This window comes from Rufibacter radiotolerans, assembly GCF_001078055.1.
In the GTDB taxonomy this organism is placed as follows: domain Bacteria; phylum Bacteroidota; class Bacteroidia; order Cytophagales; family Hymenobacteraceae; genus Nibribacter; species Nibribacter radiotolerans.
In genome coordinates, this window is sequence record NZ_CP010777.1 from 1256519 (window position 1) to 1276585 (window position 20067).

Here is a 20067-nt window from a genome sequence, read left to right on the forward strand (position 1 = left end):
AAATCTGCACAGTTTTATGCTTCTTGTTCTCGTATATTAGTATAAGATTAAATTAGATAAATTATGCTGGAGGCAACCTTAGCTTATATCAACAACCACTTGGAAGAGAATATTACTCTGGAGGAATTGGCTGGTGTGACGGGGTATTCGCCTTACTACCTTCACCGTAAGTTAAAGGAAGAGTTGGAGGAGCCTATTGGCAATTTCATCATTAGGCAACGGGTACAGACGGCAGCCTACCTGCTCTGTTTTACAAGCTTATCTGTTACAGATATCAGGCTATTGGTGGGCTATGAAAACGATAGCGCCTTTAGCAGGATATTTAAGAAAATTAAAGGCGCAAGCCCCAGGGTATTCAGGAAAAACCAAAGGCTGCACGCTGCTGGCATTACCACAGAAAGATACCTGTCCCTGAAGTGCGAAGTGGTACGACTGCCGGAGCAACAGGCGGTTTTGTTTCCTTGCATTGGTAACTATTTTTCCAGGGACATTTACAAAGTATGGGATAAAGTAGCCTCCTTTCTTGAAGAACAGTACTTGGCACCAGAGCAATGTACCTTTTACAGCGTTTTTTATGATTGCCAGAGCATCAGCCCTGAAAGTGTTTGCCGTTATGATGCCGCCATTGTAAGCAAAAAAAGCCTCTTCTTTATCGGTTAGTAAAAACTTTGTTTCCTCGCTGCCGGCTGGCAAGTTTGCCAAGTATAAGTTCTGTTGCCCAGTGGCAGAATATGAACAGATATCTAAACTAGTCAATGAACACCTTTTCTGTGAAATGAAATTGAAACACAGGGAAAGCGTTTCGTATTTTAAGTATTACAAATTACCCACGCCGGCCTCTCTTGACAACCTGTTTGTTGAATGGTACCTACCTGTTCATTAGCTATATTTATACTTATCTAGCTTTGGTTCCGCTTTTTACAAAAAGCTATCGTTTCAATGAAGCCATTTCCTGCCTCTTTTTCAGAAATCAAATACAAAACATAAGCACGCCTCTAACTTAACCCTTCCTGTAAGCCCAACCCGCCTTTCTGGGTGCTGTTTCTTTTCTTCCACTATTCCTGATTGAAAGACCTTTTTGCAAAGGTCTTTTCTGTTTTTGGGCCTCCCTTAGGCAATACACTCATTTGTTTGGACAGCAAGATCTGCACATTATATCCCCCGCATCTCCTATACCTTTGAATCAGTTAGTAAGAGCTTGATAAACAGGGTGTTTTAAGAATTATTTATAACCACTTAAACTCAAGAATATGGAAAATAGAATTATTATCTGCCTGGGCACTATTGGGTTGGCCGGGTTTGTATTTGCCTTTGGGGATCTCCTGATTCCGCAGGAAAACGTGATTTTGGAAGCCGCCTCAAGGCCTGAAGAGTTTTCAAGATTGGTAACGTCACCGGAATATTCTATTTGGGCCCTGCGTGGCTTTGTGGGCGTAACCATGGAGATGATAGGTACCATTGGCTTATACCTGTACCTCCAAAACACCAAAGCAGAACGGTTAGCTTTTTATGGTCTGCTGCTAACCCTGGTTCACCAACTCCTGGGCATTGGTGTCTTTTCCATTGCCTATTTCCTTTTTCCTGCCGCCGGTGAATTATTCCTGATGGGGCAGACGGGAGTTATTAAGTACGTCACCATGGGTGGAGCCTTACAAAACTTCATGGGCCTATCGCTTATGAGCACCTTGCTTGGTTTGGCGGTCATGGCGCTAGCTGTCTGGAAGTCTAGGGCATTACCTAAATGGTCAGGCTGGCTGGCTTTTCTAGGCTTTGCTATGATTCCTTTGCCTGGTGTGGCGCTGCAATTTTTTACCAACCTCCTGTGGGGAGCGGCCTACTTCTGGATGGCCTATGGCGTCTACAAGAACCATACGCACCTTTCCGACTCTGAAACATCCGTGGCTAAGCAATTGGTGGCTTAAAAATCTGGCCATACAATGCTTTCTTTACTTGAAGAGGAAATAAAGGATTACTGTCTTTAATAACCTAAAAATATAACCATGGAAAAAGAAAGAATAGTCCTGGAGACCAGTCTGCAAGAGCAGAATAAAGATATTGTACATCAATACGCAAGCGCCTTTAACCAAGGTAACCTTGACGCTTTAGTCAAACTCTTTGCACCAGAAGCAGAGATTCAGGGTGTGTTTGGAAAGGCTCAGATGGAAAAGGCAGTGACTGTATGGCGCCAGTTAATAGACGGATTGGGGATGCAATTAATCATTGAAGAGATAATAGCGGAGGGTAATGTTGTTTCTGTTAGGTACACCGAGCGTGGCACCTTTAAAGGTATATTTATGGGCCATGCACCAACTGGAAAGTCTTATGAGATAGTAGCGATGGAGTGGTTTAAGATTGTTAATGGTAAAATACAGCAGAGATGGGGAGCAAGAGACCATGTCGCGCAGGCTCGCCAGATTGGGCTACCGCTAACCTAAGTTTTGAAAGCAGTTGTGTGCCTTAATGTAAGCGCCTGGTGTGCGATTAACGCATCTCTTATATAGGTAGGAAGTTCACCAGCTCCTTTTAGAATATATACTTGAAATTAAAAAGCCGCTCATCTACATGAGCGGCTTTTTAATTTCAAGTATAGCTTTTAGAGTAGCTATTTCGCTATTTAAAAGTGTTTATTAGCAATTATAGATTTAGGAATGGTTTTTCTGTTTTTAGACTGTTTTCTCAGAATTAAGCTAAAAACGAGGGAGCTTTAGAAAGATGCCAGTTCCTTAATGCCCGTATTAAAATGATTCCCGGAGAGCGTGGTCTCTGTGGAGGTAGCCAATTGGCCATCTACATAAATGGCCAGCTTAATCTTGGCAGAAGTAGGGGTATTAACCCAGGTGGCTGGTGGGTACACCGTAACCGCGGCTATAGTGGGGTTACCAACACCTTCCTCAGCTGGCATGCTGACTGATTTAGACCATGTGGTGCCGTTTATGGTTTCCGTGGCTTCATCATTTGAGGTAACAGCGTAACTAAACCTGTATTGGTCTGCCTTGTCTGAGGTAAACTCATATTTGACTTGGTGCATTTCGGGATCCTCCTCACAAGACGATGCTATGACAGAAATAACCAATAATAGAAGTGATAAAAGTTTTCTCATAATTTTTGGAATGTTTGCTGTAAGATATTGAATTATACTAATTTATATATAGTCTGGTTGAAGTCTTAAGAATTATTTCCATCAATACCAGATAATAGAAAAGGCCTGAGAATATCTCAGGCCTTTTTTATTATCTGCAGTAAAGAGTAGTGCGTCTTGTATCTATTTTACTTCTTTCAAGAGCTCTTGCACGGCTACCTCCAATTGCTGGTCTTTGCCTTTGCCTACCAATTCATACTCATTGCGCACTTTCACGTCTGGTTCGGTCTGCAGGTTTTCCAGGTAGCGGCCTTGCACGTCTTTCACGCCCAGCGGCGGAACGCCCCAGCGTACGCTGTTGTCCTGCAAGGACTCCCAGCCGGCAAAAGTACAGGTGCCCGGTACGGGCATACCCACCAGTTTACCCAGCTTCAGGTCTGAGTAACTGAACGCGAAGCAGTGGCCGTCTGAGTAGTTGGCTTCGTTGGCCAGGGCAATGCTGGGCTTGGTCCACCTAAAAGAGGGTTCAATGCCTGTGGAGCGGTTGTCTGTGGTATAGTTCAGGAACATTTTTCCGCTCAGGAACATGGCCAGGTCCGCTACCAGGTCCCCGCCGCCGTTGTTGCGGGAGTCTACTACCATGCCTTTGCGGTTGGCGTACTTGCCCATCACTTCTTCATACACGGTACGGTAACTTGGGTCATTCATGCTGGGTATGTGCACGTAGCCTAGTTGGCCGTTGCTCAAGCGGTCTACCTCCTCAGCATTGCGGCGCACCCAGCGCTTGTAGAGCAGGGTATTTTCTTCGCCGCTGGAAATTGGTTTAATGGTAAGGTCTCTCCGTTTTTTGGTGGCAGGATCATAGATGGTGAGCAGCGTGTTCTTGCCGGCTTTGCGGTTTAAAAACTGCGCGTAGTCTTTTTCAGGTGTTAGGGCCTCGCCGTCAATTTTCTCAATCACCATACCAGGCTTCACGTTCAGGCCTGCCTTCTGTAACGGACCTTCCAGAATCACCTCATCTATCTTCATGCCGTTGCCGGTGTGGGTCTGGTCAAAGAAGATACCCAGAGAGGCCGTAGCGTCTGCGTTGGTGGGAACGTTAGAGTAGCTGGAGCCGGAGTGCGACACGTTCAATTCACCCAACAATTCGCTCAGGAGCTCAGAGAACTCATAGTTGTTGCTGATGTGCGGCAGGTACCGGTCATAGTCCGGACGGAGGGCCTCCCAGTTGGCGCCGTGGAAACCGGCGGTGTAGAAGGTTTTCTGTGTGCGGCGCCACACGTGGTCCAGCATGAAGGCCCGCTCAGCAGCCACGTTCAGGTTCATGTCGCCACTGATGGCCACAGCTTCCTGTTTGTTGGCGGCAGGGTCCAGCTTGATCACCTTACCGTCGGCCAGCAGGAAAATGTTCTTCAGGTCTTTGTCCCAATCCATGCTGGCGCGATTAGCGTTAAGCGTCACGGCCATCTTGGTTTCCTTGGTGCGCAGGTTGGTGCTCCAGAGGTTGAAGCCTTTCTCAAACTTGGCCAGGTAATACAGGGTCTCGCCGTCTTTTGACACTAGCGCGTCTGAGAGGGTAGAGGAGTGCAGCGTCAGGCGGGCCTTGCGGGTTTTCAGGCCTTCCCAGTCAATTGGCAGAGAGACAGGCTCTTCCTTCTTCTTTTTGTCTTTGTCTTTCTCCTTTTGTTTTTCCTTTTCTTTGACGGCTTTCTCATCGGCCTCCTTGATAAGGGCGTAGTCTTCCTTGCTCAGCCTGAACTTGTCAAACGCCTCCTGGGTCAGGAACATGGCGTAGATATCTGACTGCGACCCGCCGCTGTTGGCCTGGGCGCGCATTCCCTCGCGGGTGCTGTGCCAGATAAGCATTTTGCCGCCCATCATCCACTGGGGCTGAGAATCCTGGTAGCCGCTCTCCGTGAGGTTGATTTTCTTGCCTTTTCCGTCAACGGCGATTATGCCTACCTCGCCGTTGGCGAACCCTGGCTCAGAGAACTCAAATGAAAGCCACTTGCTGTCTGGGCTCCAGGTAAAGTACTGGTCGTTCTCGCGCATGGAGAACAATTCATTGGTTGTCAACAAGGCCCGAACCTGTTTGCTGGCCAGGTTATAGACCTTAAGGATGATGCGGTCTTCCACAAAAGCCACCTCTTTGCCGTCTGGCGAGAATTGCGGCTGGTAATTGTCTTTGCCGTTGTCAATAAGGGCGGTCTCTTTTACTAGCGTGGAGGCATAGAAATAAGGCTCTTCCTTGCGTTCCATCTGGGCCTGCATGATCTTCCAGCCTTTGCCGCGCTCGCTGGCGTACAGCAACGACTTGCCGTCTGGCGAGAAACTCACGTTGCGCTCCTGCTCCGGGGTGTTGGTGATGCGCTTGGTAGCGGTGCCTTCTACCGCCGAGACAAACACTTCGCCTCTGTAGATGAAGGCGATCTCTTTGCCGTTAGGCGACACGGCCAGGTCCTGTACGCCGGTTCCGGCCACAGGTACAATGCGCTCGTTGTTGGTTTTGGCATCGGCGGCAATGGTGAGGTTCACTTTCTGCGGCTCACCGTTGGGAGCCTTGGTGTAAAGCTCGCCGTCAAAGCTGAAGCACAGCAAGCCGTTGTTGGCCGCCGTTAAGAAACGCACCGGGTGCTTGGTGAATTTGGTGACCTGCGTACCGGCCGCGGAGGGCTGATCTGCCGCCATGCGGTGTACATTGAATGTGCCGCTGGCCTCACTCAGGTAATAAATAGTCTTGCCATTGTCGGCATACACGGGAGTGCGGTCTTCGCCGGCGTAGTTGGTGAGTTGGGTATGCTTGCCGCTTTTAAGGTCCAGTTTCCAGAGGTCGCGGGCCACGGAAGAAACGTGGTGTTTGCGCCACTGGTTCTCGCCACCTTTCTTGTCCTGGTAAATCAGGCTTTGGCCGTCTGGACTCAGTTGCACTTCCTCAGCGGGAGTGGTGAGTACCTGCTGCACACGTCCACCGCTCAGGGCTACCTTGTACAGTTCGGGCTGGTAAAACGCAGGGTACTGGCGGTTACTGGCCGCATCAAGCCGGGCTGACCCGAAATAGACCGTCTTCCCGTCCGGGGCAATGTCATAGGGTAACTCGTTGCTGGAGTGGAAGGTCATGCGTTGGGCCTCGCCGCCTGTGGCCGGCATCTGGAACAGATCAAAGTTGCCGTAGCGGTCAGACGCGAACACCAGAGTCTTACCGTCTGGGCTCCATACCGGCATGAAATCATGGGCCTCATGGGCCGTGAGAGCTACGGCGGCTCCTCCCGCGGAAGGCACCCGGTACAGGTCGCCTTTGTAGGTGAAGACAATGGTCTGCCCGTCAGGAGAAATAGACGGATACCGCAGCCAGGAAGGCGCATTCTGAGCGCTGGCTGCCCCTGCAGCGCAAGCCAGCAAAGCTCCTGTATAAAGTAGTTTTTTGAACATAGTTAGTTTGAAATTGGCCTTAAGTTACGGAGCAGGCCGGTAATTAGAAAGCCGTTGCCAGTTTCCAGATTTCTTTTCAGAAAAGGCAGACAGTGAACTATCTGTTTTAGGCCCGTTTCCTTGAAAACAGGCCTAAAACGCAATACCGTTTACTACCCGCAGACTCTACTTTTGAGGGGCGAAGGGGGTACATAGTAGAACACGTTCTGGACAACGCCACCCGTTCGATATTCAAAAGGCACGGAACTTAATCCGCGCCATAGAAGAAAGATAATGGCCTTCCTATCTTGTCATTCAAAGGTGTCACAGTTGGGGATTGCAAATCCCCCTTTCGAAGCTTCGGGATTACAAATCCGGAAGTGCACAGTATTGTATTTCAGCCTCTATTCTCAATACCCCGCCGTTGTTAGTGTTCCAAGGGGCCAACAACCAAAATAGCTTCCACGCATTTCGTCCCCCTTTGAAGGGGTAGGGGGATGACTACTCCTGCAGATCAATTCCTTTTCCAGCCCGTTTTCTCCAAAACAGGTGCAAACCAAATCCATTCCAGTAAACGCACCGGTGCCCCTGCCTTGAGCCGCTTTTAGAAAACAGCCTTAAGCAGGGGCACCGGTCAAAGGATTGGGTTACTTCTTCTGCACTGCCTGCACAATGGCTTGCAGGGCGGGTTTGGCCTGGTAGTTTCTGTCAAAGATCATGGGATAGCTGGTGCGGCCTTTGATGGGCCAATCGTTTAGCCAGGAATCTTTGTCGGTGACGCCCCAGAAGGTGACCCGGGTAATCTTGTCGCGGTGCTTGTGGAACAATGCGAAAAGGTCGGCGTAGCGTTTGGTCAATTTCTGCTGCACTTCTTCCGGTAGGCCATTGGTATAGACATTATATTTATTGTCGAAGGCAAAGGTGGCGTCAATGTCGGCGCCTTGGCGATTGCTGGGGTTGGGCAGCACGTCAATGTCCAGTTCGGTGAACATGACCTTACCCAATTTGGAAAACTTGATGATGCTTTCCTCTATCTGTTGGATGGAAGGCGACTCTAAGCCGTAGTGGCCTTGCATGCCTATACCGGTAACTTTTAGGCCTTTGGCTTGCAGGCTTTTCACCAGTTTAACGGCGCCATCGGCCTTGGCAGGCTTCCAAAGGTTATAGTCATTGTAGTACAGTTCGGCTTTGGGATCTGCTTTTTGGGCGGTTTTGTAGGCATTGGTCAGAAACTCCTCGCCGGCAATCTGGTACCATTTGCTTTGGCGCATGGTGCCGTCATCGTTCAGGGCTTCGTTCACCACATCCCAGCCGTTGATCTGGCCTTTGTACCGGCCGGCCACTGCCATGATGTGGTCCGTCTGACGTTGAAGAAGCTGCTCTTTGGAGGCTGGTTTACCGGGCTCAGATTCAAACACCCAGTTAGGGGTTTGCTGGTGCCAGGTGAGGGTATGGCCCACTATAAACTGCTTGTACTTCTTGCCCAGGGCCACGAAATCATCGGCGGGTTTGAAATTGTAAGTGTCGGGCTTGGGGTGCACGTTGGCCCATTTGAGCAGGTTCTCTGGGGTAATGGTGCTGAAATGCTTCGCGATGATGGCCTCTGCCTTGGGGTCTTTGCCGCTGGCTTGGGGGTAATTGAGGGCCGCTCCCACGTAGAAGTCTTTTTTGAACACCTCCTTTAAGGAAGGCTCTCCCTGGTTTACCGTTCCGGATACGCAACCCAGCGTTGCGAAGGCAATTCCGGCGGCAAATATGATTCTGTTCTTTCTCATAGACTACGTTTCTGATCTGCTTAAAGAAGGTTAGGCAATATATGCCAACGTTGGCATAAAAGAAAGAGAAGGATGCTAAACTTTTTGCGGAAGCCGTTTCCCTTTCTGTTTCAGGCCTGTTTCTGAAAAAACAGGCCCGAAACAGAAAGGAGTCTTAGCCTTATAACTGTGGCTTAAAACCCAATCGAATTACCGCCGTCCACGGGGAGTACCGTGCCGGTCACATATCTTGCGCCTTCGGTGGCGTAGAAATACACGGCGTCGGCCACATCGGCGGGTACGCCCAGTTTACCCATGGGCGTGCGGCCCAGCACTTTGTTTTTGCGCTCAGGGTCATTGTCCAGGGCTTTGGCCGACATATCGGTGGCAATAAACCCGGGTGCCACGCAGTTAACCCGTATTCCCAGCGGCGACAATTCAGTGGCCATGGCGCGAGTCATGCCCTCAATACCGGTTTTGGCCGCGCTGTAGGCAATCACTTTCGGAAGACCGTACTGGGCCGCCATGGAACTGATGTTCACTATGTTGCCTTCGCCGTAAGGGAGCATGGTTTTGACTACCTCGCGGCTAATGGCAAACACGGCGGTCAGGTTAGTGAGCAGAATGTTCTGGAAGTCCTCGTCGGTTACCTCTACAAAGGGCTTTTTCTGATTGATGCCGGCGTTGTTCACCAGGATGTCAATCTTGCCGTGCTGCTGCACCAGGTCCTGCACCAGGGCCGGGATCTGGCTCAGGTTAGTCAGGTCAAAGGCCACCGGGATACAAAGGTCCCCGAATTTCTCCTTTACGGTTTTGAGTTTCTGCTCATCGCGGCCAATCACTATGGTTTTGATATTGTGCTGGATAAACTTCTCTACAATGGCAAGGCCCAGCCCGGAGGCACCGCCGGTGACAATGGCAGTTTTGGAAAGGGGGTTACTAGCTTGGTTCATAGGGTATTATGGGGTGAAAGGTTAAATGCCCGGGACAAACTTAGGGTCCAGTTTCTGGTAATACTCCAGGGTATGCTCGGGCTTCTCCAGTCCCGCAGGAATGGGTTTTTTGGAAAACGTCTGGAAATACAGCAGGCAGGCATCGCGCCACCATTTGGCGTCATCATGCTGTATCTTTAAAAAGGTGCTTACCTGCTTGTGCCTTTCCGGGTCTACCTGGCTGGCCAGTCCGGCCCAGGTCTGCTGCATGGCTTTCACGGAATCTATGCCCGCGGTGTACTTATAGCAGAGCTCATCCCAGAGGGTTCTTCCGGAGGCCAGTTTCTGGTCCCAGGCCACGTGGTGGAACCACAGTAGGTATTTCTCTGGGCAGGTGGCGGGATCCTGCCACTGCGCCTGTACCTCTGGGGCGTATTGTGCCAAGGCGTTGCTGCCGGTTTTGGTGCGGTTAAAGCCCAGTCCTTTTTCATCTGCCCTGTGAAAGTACACCGAGGTCCAGTCGGCGCGGGGCTTGTCTTTGATCCAGGGACCCGGGCCGTAGTGGTGGCTCCACCCCATGATGTGGTGCAGGCCCAGCGGCGTCATGTAATTGACCACGGCCTCGCGGGAGCCCATCATCATGTTTTTTACCTCTGAGATAAGCTTGGGCTCGTTGGAAAACGTCATCCTTATCCATTCATCGGCGATCTGCTCTGAGGAAAGGGAATGGTCCCAGGCCAGGCGGCCGAAGGTGTACCAGTTAGCCTGCCCAAACGGGTGGCTGGTCCAGTTGCGGTCTGTACCAATGTTGGCCACGCCGGCCATGGCCGAAAGGGAATGCCCGTTCAGGCTGCCGTCTACCACTTTGGCTACCGTAGAGCCCTTGCCCTGGGCATAGGTATCTGACTCCAGGGTTTCCTTGAACATGGGGGCCAGATACGCCAGGTGGGTGCCTTGGCCCAGGTATTCCTGCGTGATCTGGAACTCCATCACCAGCGGGGTTTTGGGCATGGCCCCGAAGAGTGGGTGAAACGGTTCGCGCGGCTGAAAGTCAATGGCCCCGTTTTTCACCTGCACCATCACGTTCTTCCGGAAGGTGCCGTCCAGGGGTTTGAATTCTGAATAGGCTTGCTTGGCGCGGTCATCTGGCACGTTGTTGTCATACACAAAGGCCCGCCACATCACAATGCCGCCCTTGGGGGAGAGGGCATCTGCCAGCATGTTGGCGCCATCTGCGTGGGTGCGGCCGTAGTTCTGCGGGCCGGGTTGCCCCTCAGAGTTGGCCTTCACCAGAAAGCCCCCAAAATCTGGAATGTATTGGTAAATCTCCTCCACCTTTTTCTGCCACCAGGCCTTTACGGCAGGGTCCAGGGGGTCGGCGGTTTTCAGTTTACCAATCTCAATAGGGGAGCTGAAGCGGGCGGTGAGGTAAACTTTTAACCCGTAGGGCCGGAAGGCGTTGGCCAGGGCCGTCACTTTCTTGAGGTACTCGGGCGTGAGCACCAGTGAATTGGCGTTCACGTTGGTTAGCACGGTGCCGTTTATGCCAATGGAGGCATTGGCGCGGGCGTAGTCCAGGTAGCGCTGGTCAATGTAATCTGGGAGTTTGTGCCAATCCCAGAGCGAGAAGCCGGCGTAGCCACGTTCCACGGTGCGGTCCAGGTTGTCCCAGTGGTTAAGGATACGAAGCTTGGTTTTAGGGCTGCTTTTAACGGCCAGCCGCTGAATGTCTTGCTGGGTTTGCAGCAGGCGCAGGAAATGAAAGGTGCCGTATAATACCCCCAGGTCTGAGTTGGCGGCAATGACGGTGTAGTTCTTGCCGTTGGCTTTTTGGCTGAGCAGCAGATAACCTTCGGGGCCCACCGCTTTCAGGTCTTCCTCCAGGCCCAGCGCTTTTACCAGCGCCGACCCATTGCGGGTGCCTGCCAGCAGCACGTTTTTCTTACCCCCCGATTCTTTTACCGCCGTGGTTTTTCCCAGCAGCCCGCCTAACCCCGTCTGTAATTCATCTTTGACTATCTGCAGGGTGGGGGAGTTGCCTTGTACCACTACTTCTTCCAGCAGTTGCTGGTACTGCTTTAGTTGGCCTTTGTTTGTCACCTGGTTGTAGCGCTGCCAGAGCTGGTAGCCGTCTTCGGCTTTAACAGAAGAAAAGGTAAACAGCAGGCAAAGAATCAAGAGGGAAAGATAAACCGGCTTTTTGTCCATGAGATCAGATAAAAGGTGGGAGAGGTGGTTTTGGGTGGTTGGTGGGTAAGGTTTGGTTGGCGAGCGTTTTGGGCCTGTTTTACCAAAAACAGGCCCGAAACAGAAACTTGCCCTTAGTGCTATTGCCACTTCAAGTGAGGGCAGTTAGGGTCTGGAAATAGCCTAGGCTAAGACAGACTTTTTCTTGCTCTTAGCTTTACTCTTCAAAGAAGACTCCCGCACGATCAGCTCAGACCTAAGGTTAATGGTATTGCCAGGAATTCTTTCGCCGGTGCCGTTTATCTGCAGCAGCAGAACTTTTACGGCCACCTCGCCCATTTCCTGGCCGGGGTTGGTGATGGTGGTCAGGTTTGGCTCTATCACCCTTGATATGGCGTCATTGTTAAACCCGATGACGGCAATGTCCTGGGGCACGGAAAGGCCGGCCTGTTTAAGGGCTTTAATGCAACTCACGGCGCAGGTGTCATTGGAAACGAAGATCCCGTCTGGGCGGGGCGACATGGCCAGAATCTGGCTGGCCGCTTTCTGCCCTGCTGCTTCGGTCATTTCGCCCAGAATCACTTGGTCTTCAGAGAAAGGCAGGCCATGGTCCAGAAGGGCGTATTTAAAGCCTTTCAGGCGGTCTGCGTACACGTTGCGTTTCAAGTTGCCGGTTATGTGCACAATGTTGGTGCAGCCCTGTTCAATTAAGTGCGAGGTGGCTTTATGGGCTGCCTGAAGGTTGTCAATTACAATGTTAGTGCAGTTGCGGTGCTCAGCCACCCTGTCATAGAAAACCACCGGTATGCCGCGGTTAATGAAAGGCTCAAAATGCTGCAGGTCTTCTGTTTCAAAGGAAAGCGAAACCAGCAGGCCGTCTACCCGGCTGTCAAACATGGTTTTGGCATTGCTTTTTTCTTTTTGAAAGGTTTCCAGCGACTGGCTTATGATCAGGTTGTATCCTTCCTCATTCAAGACCTTTTCTATACCAGAGATCACCGCCGAGTGGAAGGGACTGTCCAGTCTGGGAACAATCAAACCTATGGTGTTGGTGTGTTGCTTTCTGAGGTTGCTGGCAAAGAAGTTAGACCGGTAGCCCATCTGCGCCGCAGCATCTGAGATGCGCTGCTTGGTCTTTTTGTTGACGGCCGGATGGTCATTTAACGCCCTGCTAATAGTGGTAGGCGATAAATTCAGTTCCCGGGCAATGTCATATATGGTGATATCTTTTTCCATGCCACTTGATTCGTTTGAAAACAAATATATGAAATCGGTTTCATAAAAACCAATCAAATACTGCGTTAAAAATTAGGTATTTGTTCCTCCAAGTTAGCATTCTCAAGGTTTAGGTTATTTTTAAAAATATCAATTCAGGTCTATTTAGTTAAGAAAACGAGGGAAAAATGGCCATATAAAGGCTTAAGATGCGAATTTGTAAATAAAAGGCCCCAGCTATAAGAAAGCACTGTCGAGAGCCATTTTGTTAAAATTTGAAATACAGACGGTTGTTAGGAAGGATTATTGAAAATTATTTATGAAATCGGTTGTAATCCTGAAAAATAATATTCAAGTTTGTAAGGCCACATAGAGCACACGAGGCTTAGTCCCTCCTCTGCTAATGCGTCCCTGATAGTGGCAAGCCCCTTTTCTTAGAGGGGTAGGGCTTTAGAAAAGACATACGGTGGCCTTTTGTTTTAACAGGGTTTTCCCTGGAAGAGCAGGGGTTCGCAGAAGGTAAGTAGGTCACCCAATCCTGGAATTACCAATTTTCTCATACGTTCTTACCCATACTAGCACAATTCACTTCAAAAAAATTAACATTTTATGAAAGGTAATATTACCCAGAATCCTAGATCCATGATTTCGCTCCGGAAGGGGTCTGAAATCCTCAAGCTGGCTTTGCTGCTGGTGTTTGCTTTCCTGGTGGGCGTGCAGGCGAATGCCCAGTCTGATGCCGTAACCATTTCTGGTAAGGTAACCGACAACGCCGGGGTAGGGCTGCCAGGGGTAACCGTGATGCTGAAAGGCACGTCTACGGCTTCCCCTACAGACGTAGAAGGGAATTACGCTCTTAAGGTGCCGGCTGCCACGGGTACGCTGGTCTTCTCTTATATTGGGTATTTGACCCAGGAGGTAGCCATTAATAACCGCACGTCTATTGATGTGAAACTCCAGGCCGACCAGCAGACCCTGGGTGAAGTGGTGGTAGTAGGTTACGGTACCCAGAGTGCAGAAGCGGTTACTGGATCAGTATCTTCCATAAAGGGAGATGTCTTGCGGGAGGTTCCTTCCGCCAACATCTCCCAAGCCTTGCAGGGACGTCTGCCAGGTGTGCAGTTTTCACAATCTTCCTCACAGCCAGGCGCCACCATGCAAATCAGGATTAGGGGTGCCCGTTCCCTAAACGCCAGCAATGACCCGCTGGTCGTGCTGGACGGTATTCCGTTTGCTGGTTCCATTGGGGACATCAACCCAAATGACATTACCAGCATTGATATCCTGAAAGACGCTTCGGCCACCGCCATTTACGGATCGCGCGGCGCAAACGGGGTTATTCTGGTAACTACCAACCGGGGCAAGCAAGGGCAGAAAGCCCAAGTAACCTACAATAGCTTTGTTGGCGCGAAGTCAGTTTTTGCCAAATACCCCATGATGAACGGTCCTGAGTTTGCCGCGCTCCGCAAGGCAGCCGGTATTTATACAAACGCCCTGGATGAGTCTGATGATGTCAACACCGATTGGCAGGATCTGTTATACAAAACCGGCATTCAGATGAACCATGACCTGGGGGTTTCTGGCGGCACCGAGCAGGGGAGTTATAACTTCAACGCTGGGTATTACAAAGAAGAAGGGGTAATCCCAACCCAGCAATACACGCGTTATTCTATGCGTGGTGCTTTGGACCAGGCTGTAGGTAAAAACCTGCGTTTTGGTTTTACCACTTATAATAACTACAACATCACCGAAGGTTCCAACGTGGGCTTATACGGGGTATTGAGCATGTCACCCATTGCCAACCCTTATAACGCAGACGGTACCTGGAAGAGAACCATTAGAATGCCTTTGGATGAGCAATGGTCTTACAACAGAGAAATTGTGGAAGATTTGAGCGAAAGTTGGTTAAGCCAGACCAGAGCTTTTGGTACGTACAACAACCTTTACGGAGAGGTAAAAATACCGAGAGTAGAAGGTTTGAAGTATCGTGCCAACCTTGGCTTAAACTATCGGCAGAGCCATGGCGGTGGGTTTACCGCCCAGGGAATAGGCAGCGCTACCGCTACCACTCCCTCTACCGCGTCTGTTAGCAACTCGCTCACCACTGACTGGACGATTGAGAACCTGTTGACCTATGACCGCACCTTTGCCCAGAAGCATATGGTGAATGTGGTTGGATTGTATTCTGCCTCAGAAAACACCTTCCATAGATCGCGCATGGCCGCCAGAGATATCCCTTCAGATGCATTCCAATTCTATAACCTTGGGTTGGCAGCCGGTGAGATCACGGTAAGTCCTGGAGACCAGCAGTACGCCCAAAGCGGCTTGATGTCCTGGATGGGACGTGCGATGTATTCTTATGATGACCGCTATATGATAACCGCTACGGTACGGTCAGACGGATCTTCAAGGCTTGCACCTGGTAAGAAATGGCATACCTATCCGGCAGTTTCTGTGGGTTGGAACATTGCCAGAGAATCATTCATGGAGAACCTGAAGGCGATTGACATGTTGAAGCTGCGTGCAGGTTACGGTCAAACCTCTAACCAATCCATTGACCCTTATGCCACGCTGGGCCGCTTAAGCACCAGACCATACAACTTCGGTCCGGACACCTACGCTACCGGCTTATATGTAACCGAGCTGCCTAACCCAAATTTGGGCTGGGAGTTCTCTGAGACCTGGAACTACGGGTTGGACTTCGGTCTTTTAAACCACCGCCTGACAGGTACTGTGGAGTATTATGTGACCAATACCAATGACATCTTGCTAAGAGTGGGCTTGCCGCAAACTTCTGGAGTAGGCGGGTACGTGGCCAACATTGGTAAAACCCAGAACAAAGGGGTGGAACTGTCCTTGAATGGTATCATCCTGGAAAACCTCAATGGCTGGACCTGGGAAGCCGGCGTGAACATGTATGCCAACCGCAATGAACTGGTAGCGCTTGCCGGCGGGCAGGAGAGAGATGAAGCCAACTGGTGGTTTGTAGGTCACCCTATTAACGTGATTTATGACTACGAGAAAATTGGCTTATGGCAAGCAGATGATGCTAACCGCAAGCTTCTGGAGCCAGGTACAGATGAGCAGATTGTAGGTTCTATAAAGGTGAAATACACCGGAGGCTTTAACGCAGATGGTACACCAGTAAGAGCCATCGGGCCAAATGACCGCCAAATCATGGACGTAAATCCTAAGTTCCAGGGCGGCTTTAACACCAGGGTTTCCTTTAAAGGGTTTGACCTGAGCGCAGTGGGTGCCTTCCAGAACGGTGGTATCCTAATCAGTACGCTTTACGGTTCTTCTGGCTACCTTAACATGATGAGCGGCCGCCGCGGAAACGTGAAAGTAGACTACTGGACCCCTGAGAACACAGACGCCAAGTACCCAAGACCGGGCCGTAACCTAAGTGGTGATAACCCTAAGTACGGCAACACCCTGGGGTATTTTGATGCCTCTTACCTTAAAATCAGAACTATTTCCCTTGGCTATAACTTTGATAACAACGCCTGGCTGCAAAACGCCGGTTTTGGCAGATTAAGGGTGTACGCCACGGCCCAGAACCCATTTGTGATGTTCTCGCCTTACCACAAAGAGTCAGGTATGGATCCTGAAACTAACTCCTTTGGTGATGAGAATGCTGCCGTGACCACTGCTTACCGCAGACGCCTGCTTACTTTAGGTACAAACGCACCTGCAACGCGCAACTACCTGGTTGGTTTAAATATTACCTTTTAATTAAGAAGCGAATGAGACGTTTTAATATAAAATCTTTAGTAGGAACGGCCGCTATTACGTTGTTCCTGGTGGGGTGCTCTGATATTCTGGAGGAACAGCCTCGTAGTTTGTATGAGCCTGGTTTCTTTACCACTGAAAAAGGTGTTCAGGGCGGGTTGACCTCTATGTATGCGCACCTGCGCTATATCTACGGGCAAGCCTACTACTATAACGCCACCCTTACTGGTACAGATGAAGTAACCTACGCCAGAGATGCTGACGAGAACTTCAGGGTGATGGACTTGTCCGGGCAAGGGCTCCTGACGCCAGCTAACAGCCGGGCCGATGTGCTATGGGGCGCCGCTTTCCCTAACATCAACACCGCCAGCGGGATAATTGAAAATGCCGCCGCGGTAGGTACCATTTCCAATGCGTTGATAGCGGAGGCCAGGTTCTTCCGGGCGTTTGACTATTTCCAGTTGGTACAGACCTTTGGTGGCGTACCTTTGGATTTAGGGGCGGGGGAGTTGAAGTTCAACACCAACCCCGTACGGGTTTCAGTGCGTAACACGGTTCCTGAGGTGTATACCAAAGCCATTTTCCCAGATCTGCTCACCGCCATCAATGATCTGCCGGCTGCTGGCCGCGTGACGGGTGGCGTTACCAAAACGGTGGCTCGCCTTTACTTGGCAAAAGCTTACCTGACGTATGCCTGGTGGCTGGAAAACCCGAATAACATTCCTACCTACCCAGCTACTCCCCGCACAGACCCTAACGGCAAGAATGCCCAATGGTATTTCCAGCAGGCCTATGACATAGCTACAGAAGCCATTGATAACCCTGGTCCGTTCAAGTTGCAAGGCACTTACTATGATGTGAACCTGGGCTCAAATGACCGCAACAGTGAGATCTTGCTGTACGCTGACCACACTGAGAAAAGCGAGTTCTACAATGCAGGTAGCTTAACGTTTGGTAGCGGTGGCGCCCCAGATAATTTTGCCGGCTGGATGATGACCTGGAACTACACCAACATCAGAAGCTATTTGAATGCAAACGGTACCGGTGCTATGAGCTCTGTACAGCGGGAAGCCTCTCAGGATCTGGGTCGTCCCTGGACGCGTATGGCTCCCACCATTAACGTAGTGGAGAACACCTTCGCAGACAAAATCCTTGACTCACGCTATGACGGTACATTCACTACCGTTTACCGGGCTAACTGGCCTAAAGGTGGTGGAACCAACATTCCAAGTGTAGTATATAATGCCAATAACCTACAAGTTCGTCCGGGTGAGCCTGTGCTTACTTTCCTGAATGAAAATTTGCCTATTACCTACCCATCTGGGGCCGGTAAGAGTAACATTGGGGCTGGAGAAGTGGCAGGCAGAGCAGACTACGTGATCGCGCCTAGCGGCATCAGCCGGATTGTGTATCCTAAGCTTTGGAAACTGGGGACCTACCGTACAGATAATGGCGCCGGATTAGGTCAGCCAAACGCCGGTAGCACCCGTCCTTTCAACATCGCTAAATTTTCTGAACTTTACTTCATAGCTGCTGAAGCCGCCGTGAAAGGTGCTACCACCAAAGCTGGCAAAAGTGCCCTTGATTTAATCAACGTGATTAGAGCACGCGCCGGCAAGTGGCGTTTTGACAACAACGGGAACACCACCAAAGTGGTGGACAACAGTGCTGCCATGATTGCCGCCACACCTACCACTATTGATATTAACTACATTCTGGCAGAGCGGTCCCGTGAGTTCTATGGCGAAGGTTACCGCTGGTTTGACCTAGTGCGTACCCAGAAATGGAACGAGCTGGCCTCTACCTACAGAATTGCAGGAAACAACTACGGAGACCATACCCCAATAACGGTAACCCGCGACATTAAGCCCATGCATTACCTGCGCCCTATTCCGCAAGGACAATTAGAGGCCATGGATATGACCGCTGAGCAAAGAGCTGCCTACCAAAACCCAGGGTATAATTAATCCTTCACCACGATACTTAAAAAGATTGGCTGCTCCAAAGAGGCAGCCAATCTTTTTAAGTACCGTGGTGAATTCAATAAAAGGACCACTTTCTGCCATACATGGTAGAGGAAAAGTCAGCCTTTCCTGGCACCACTTATACCTAAGATCCTTCCGTTTCCCTAGCACAAGAAGACCAATAGTAGAGATGAGAAAAACGTTGCTTCAATCTAGTTTTCTATCGGTTCTTTGTCTCTTACTTGCCTTAATGGCACAAGGGCAGAGAGCCCGCAATCCTATTATTTATGCCGATGTGCCGGACGTAGCCATGATACGGGTGGGGGACACCTATTACATGAGTAGCACCACCATGCATATGAGTCCGGGACTGCCTATCATGAAATCTAAAGATCTGGTGAACTGGCAACTGGTTAACTATGCGTATGCTACCCTGGACTCACTTAATGAGTTAAACCTTACCAACGGAAAAAGCACCTACGGAAGGGGTTCCTGGGCAAGCAGCCTGCGGTTTCATAAGGGTCTGTACTATGTGACCACCTTCTCCCAAACTACCGGGAAAACCTATATCTATACCACCAGAAACTTGGAGAAAGGCCCCTGGGAAACGCACTCCTTTAAACCCTCTTTGCATGATCATTCCTTGTTCTTTGAGGAGGACGGCCGTGTCTATATGATTTATGGCGGCGGCAAGCTACGGATGGTAGAGCTCAAAGCGGATTTGTCTGGGGTAAAAGAAGGAACAGATCAGGTACTGATTGAGAATGCCAGCGCGCCTGCCGGTCCCCATATTAACCTTCCCGCCGAGGGGTCTCAGCTCTTTAAAGTAAACGGCAAATATTACCTCTTCAACATTGTTTGGCCTAAAGAGGGCATGCGGACGGTACTGGTTCACAGAGCAGATAAGATCACCGGTCCTTATGAAGGGAAGGTAGTGTTGCAGGATAAGGGGGTGGCGCAAGGTGGGTTGATAGATACGCCAGATGGCAAATGGTATGCCTATATGTTCCGGGATTTTGGGGCGGTAGGGCGCATACCGTATTTGGTGCCGGTACAGTGGAAAGATGGCTGGCCGGTTCTGGGCACCAATGGCAAAGTGCCGGAAGAGTTGAGCCTGCCCGCAAGTAAAGGCCTTATCCCCGGCATTGTGGCCTCAGATGAGTTTGCCCGGAAAAAAGGAGAGCCCGCCTTACCCTTGGTTTGGCAATGGAACCACAACCCTGACCATGCGCTTTGGTCTGTTACCAAACGAAAGGGTTACCTAAGATTAACCAATGGTCCAATTACATCTGATTTTCTACTGGCCAGAAACACCCTAACCCAACGGACTATAGGGCCTGAAAGCACGGGCTCTACATTGCTGGATCTGTCACACATGAAGGAAGGAGATTTTGCCGGACTCTCCCTGTTGCAGAAAATGTACGGGTTAGTGGGGGTGAAATATGAGAAGGGAGTAAAGTACATTGTGATGGTCAGTGCCCAATCTGGGAGCCCTGTAGAAGAGGAAAGGGTGCCTCTCCACCAAAAGACAGTGTACCTCAAAGCTGAATGTGATTTCAAAGAGCGCCGGGATGTGGTAGGATTCTACTACTGCCTGGACGGGAAATCATGGAAGAAAATAGGGAAGCCTTTGAAGATGGCCTACACCCTTCCGCACTTTATGGGGTACCGTTTTGGGTTATTCAGCTACGCTACCAAAACGCCAGGGGGCTACGTTGATTTTGACTACTTCCGCCTTCATCCAAAAATCTTTGAAAGTAAAGAATAGCCAGTGCCGATAGCTTTAAAAAGAGGAT

12 protein-coding genes are annotated in these 20067 nt (G+C 50.3%); 6 read left to right on the top strand and 6 right to left on the bottom strand.

Annotated features, from left to right (window positions below; translation table 11 throughout):
- Nucleotides 1-63 precede the first annotated feature (63 nt).
- The 3 genes from TH63_RS05245 to TH63_RS05255 all read left to right on the top strand — a co-directional run bounded on the left by TH63_RS05245 (nucleotide 64) and on the right by TH63_RS05255 (nucleotide 2435).
- Nucleotides 64-660, top strand: a complete 597-nt coding sequence (locus TH63_RS05245; protein ID WP_048920022.1) for a helix-turn-helix domain-containing protein — start codon at nucleotides 64-66, stop codon at nucleotides 658-660.
- 590 nt (nucleotides 661-1250) lie between these two features.
- The gene (locus TH63_RS05250; RefSeq protein WP_048920023.1) at nucleotides 1251-1922 is read left to right on the top strand and encodes a hypothetical protein; all 672 of its coding nucleotides are present in this window, start codon (nucleotides 1251-1253) and stop codon (nucleotides 1920-1922) included.
- A 78-nt stretch (nucleotides 1923-2000) separates the two neighbouring features.
- Nucleotides 2001-2435, top strand: coding sequence for an ester cyclase (locus TH63_RS05255; RefSeq protein ID WP_048920024.1), 435 nt, complete (start codon nucleotides 2001-2003; stop codon nucleotides 2433-2435).
- 269 nt (nucleotides 2436-2704) lie between these two features.
- Here TH63_RS05255 and TH63_RS05260 read toward each other — a convergent pair whose 3' ends face one another.
- The 6 genes from TH63_RS05260 to TH63_RS05285 all read right to left on the bottom strand — a co-directional run bounded on the left by TH63_RS05260 (nucleotide 2705) and on the right by TH63_RS05285 (nucleotide 12596).
- On the bottom strand, nucleotides 2705-3028 hold the full coding sequence (locus TH63_RS05260) for a hypothetical protein (protein WP_048920025.1): 324 nt from the start codon (nucleotides 3026-3028) through the stop codon (nucleotides 2705-2707).
- Between the two features lie 234 nt (nucleotides 3029-3262).
- Nucleotides 3263-6508, bottom strand: a complete 3246-nt coding sequence (locus TH63_RS05265) for a S41 family peptidase (protein ID WP_048920026.1) — start codon at nucleotides 6506-6508, stop codon at nucleotides 3263-3265.
- Nucleotides 6509-7134: 626 nt separating this feature from the next.
- Nucleotides 7135-8262: an endo-1,4-beta-xylanase gene (locus tag TH63_RS05270; protein ID WP_053093738.1), complete on the bottom strand. Its 1128-nt coding sequence runs from the start codon at nucleotides 8260-8262 to the stop codon at nucleotides 7135-7137.
- Nucleotides 8263-8435: 173 nt separating this feature from the next.
- Nucleotides 8436-9194, bottom strand: a complete 759-nt coding sequence (locus TH63_RS05275; protein ID WP_048920027.1) for an SDR family NAD(P)-dependent oxidoreductase — start codon at nucleotides 9192-9194, stop codon at nucleotides 8436-8438.
- A 21-nt stretch (nucleotides 9195-9215) separates the two neighbouring features.
- Nucleotides 9216-11381, bottom strand: coding sequence for an alpha-glucuronidase family glycosyl hydrolase (locus TH63_RS05280; protein WP_048920028.1), 2166 nt, complete (start codon nucleotides 11379-11381; stop codon nucleotides 9216-9218).
- A gap of 162 nt (nucleotides 11382-11543) precedes the next feature.
- Nucleotides 11544-12596 carry a LacI family DNA-binding transcriptional regulator gene (locus TH63_RS05285; RefSeq protein ID WP_048920029.1) on the bottom strand — a complete coding sequence of 351 codons (1053 nt, stop codon included), beginning with the start codon at nucleotides 12594-12596 and terminating at the stop codon, nucleotides 11544-11546.
- Between the two features lie 588 nt (nucleotides 12597-13184).
- Between TH63_RS05285 and TH63_RS05290 the strand changes: the two genes are divergently transcribed.
- The 3 genes from TH63_RS05290 (at nucleotide 13185) to TH63_RS05300 (ending at nucleotide 20039) form a co-directional block, all read left to right on the top strand.
- Nucleotides 13185-16310 (top strand): SusC/RagA family TonB-linked outer membrane protein, encoded by a 3126-nt coding sequence (locus tag TH63_RS05290; protein WP_048920030.1) that lies wholly within the window; start codon nucleotides 13185-13187, stop codon nucleotides 16308-16310.
- A gap of 11 nt (nucleotides 16311-16321) precedes the next feature.
- Entirely contained in the window at nucleotides 16322-18274 is a 1953-nt protein-coding gene (locus tag TH63_RS05295) for a RagB/SusD family nutrient uptake outer membrane protein (RefSeq protein ID WP_048920031.1), read from the top strand.
- Nucleotides 18275-18521: 247 nt separating this feature from the next.
- The gene (locus tag TH63_RS05300) at nucleotides 18522-20039 is read left to right on the top strand and encodes a glycoside hydrolase family 43 protein (protein ID WP_231583550.1); all 1518 of its coding nucleotides are present in this window, start codon (nucleotides 18522-18524) and stop codon (nucleotides 20037-20039) included.
- Nucleotides 20040-20067: the final 28 nt, after the last annotated feature.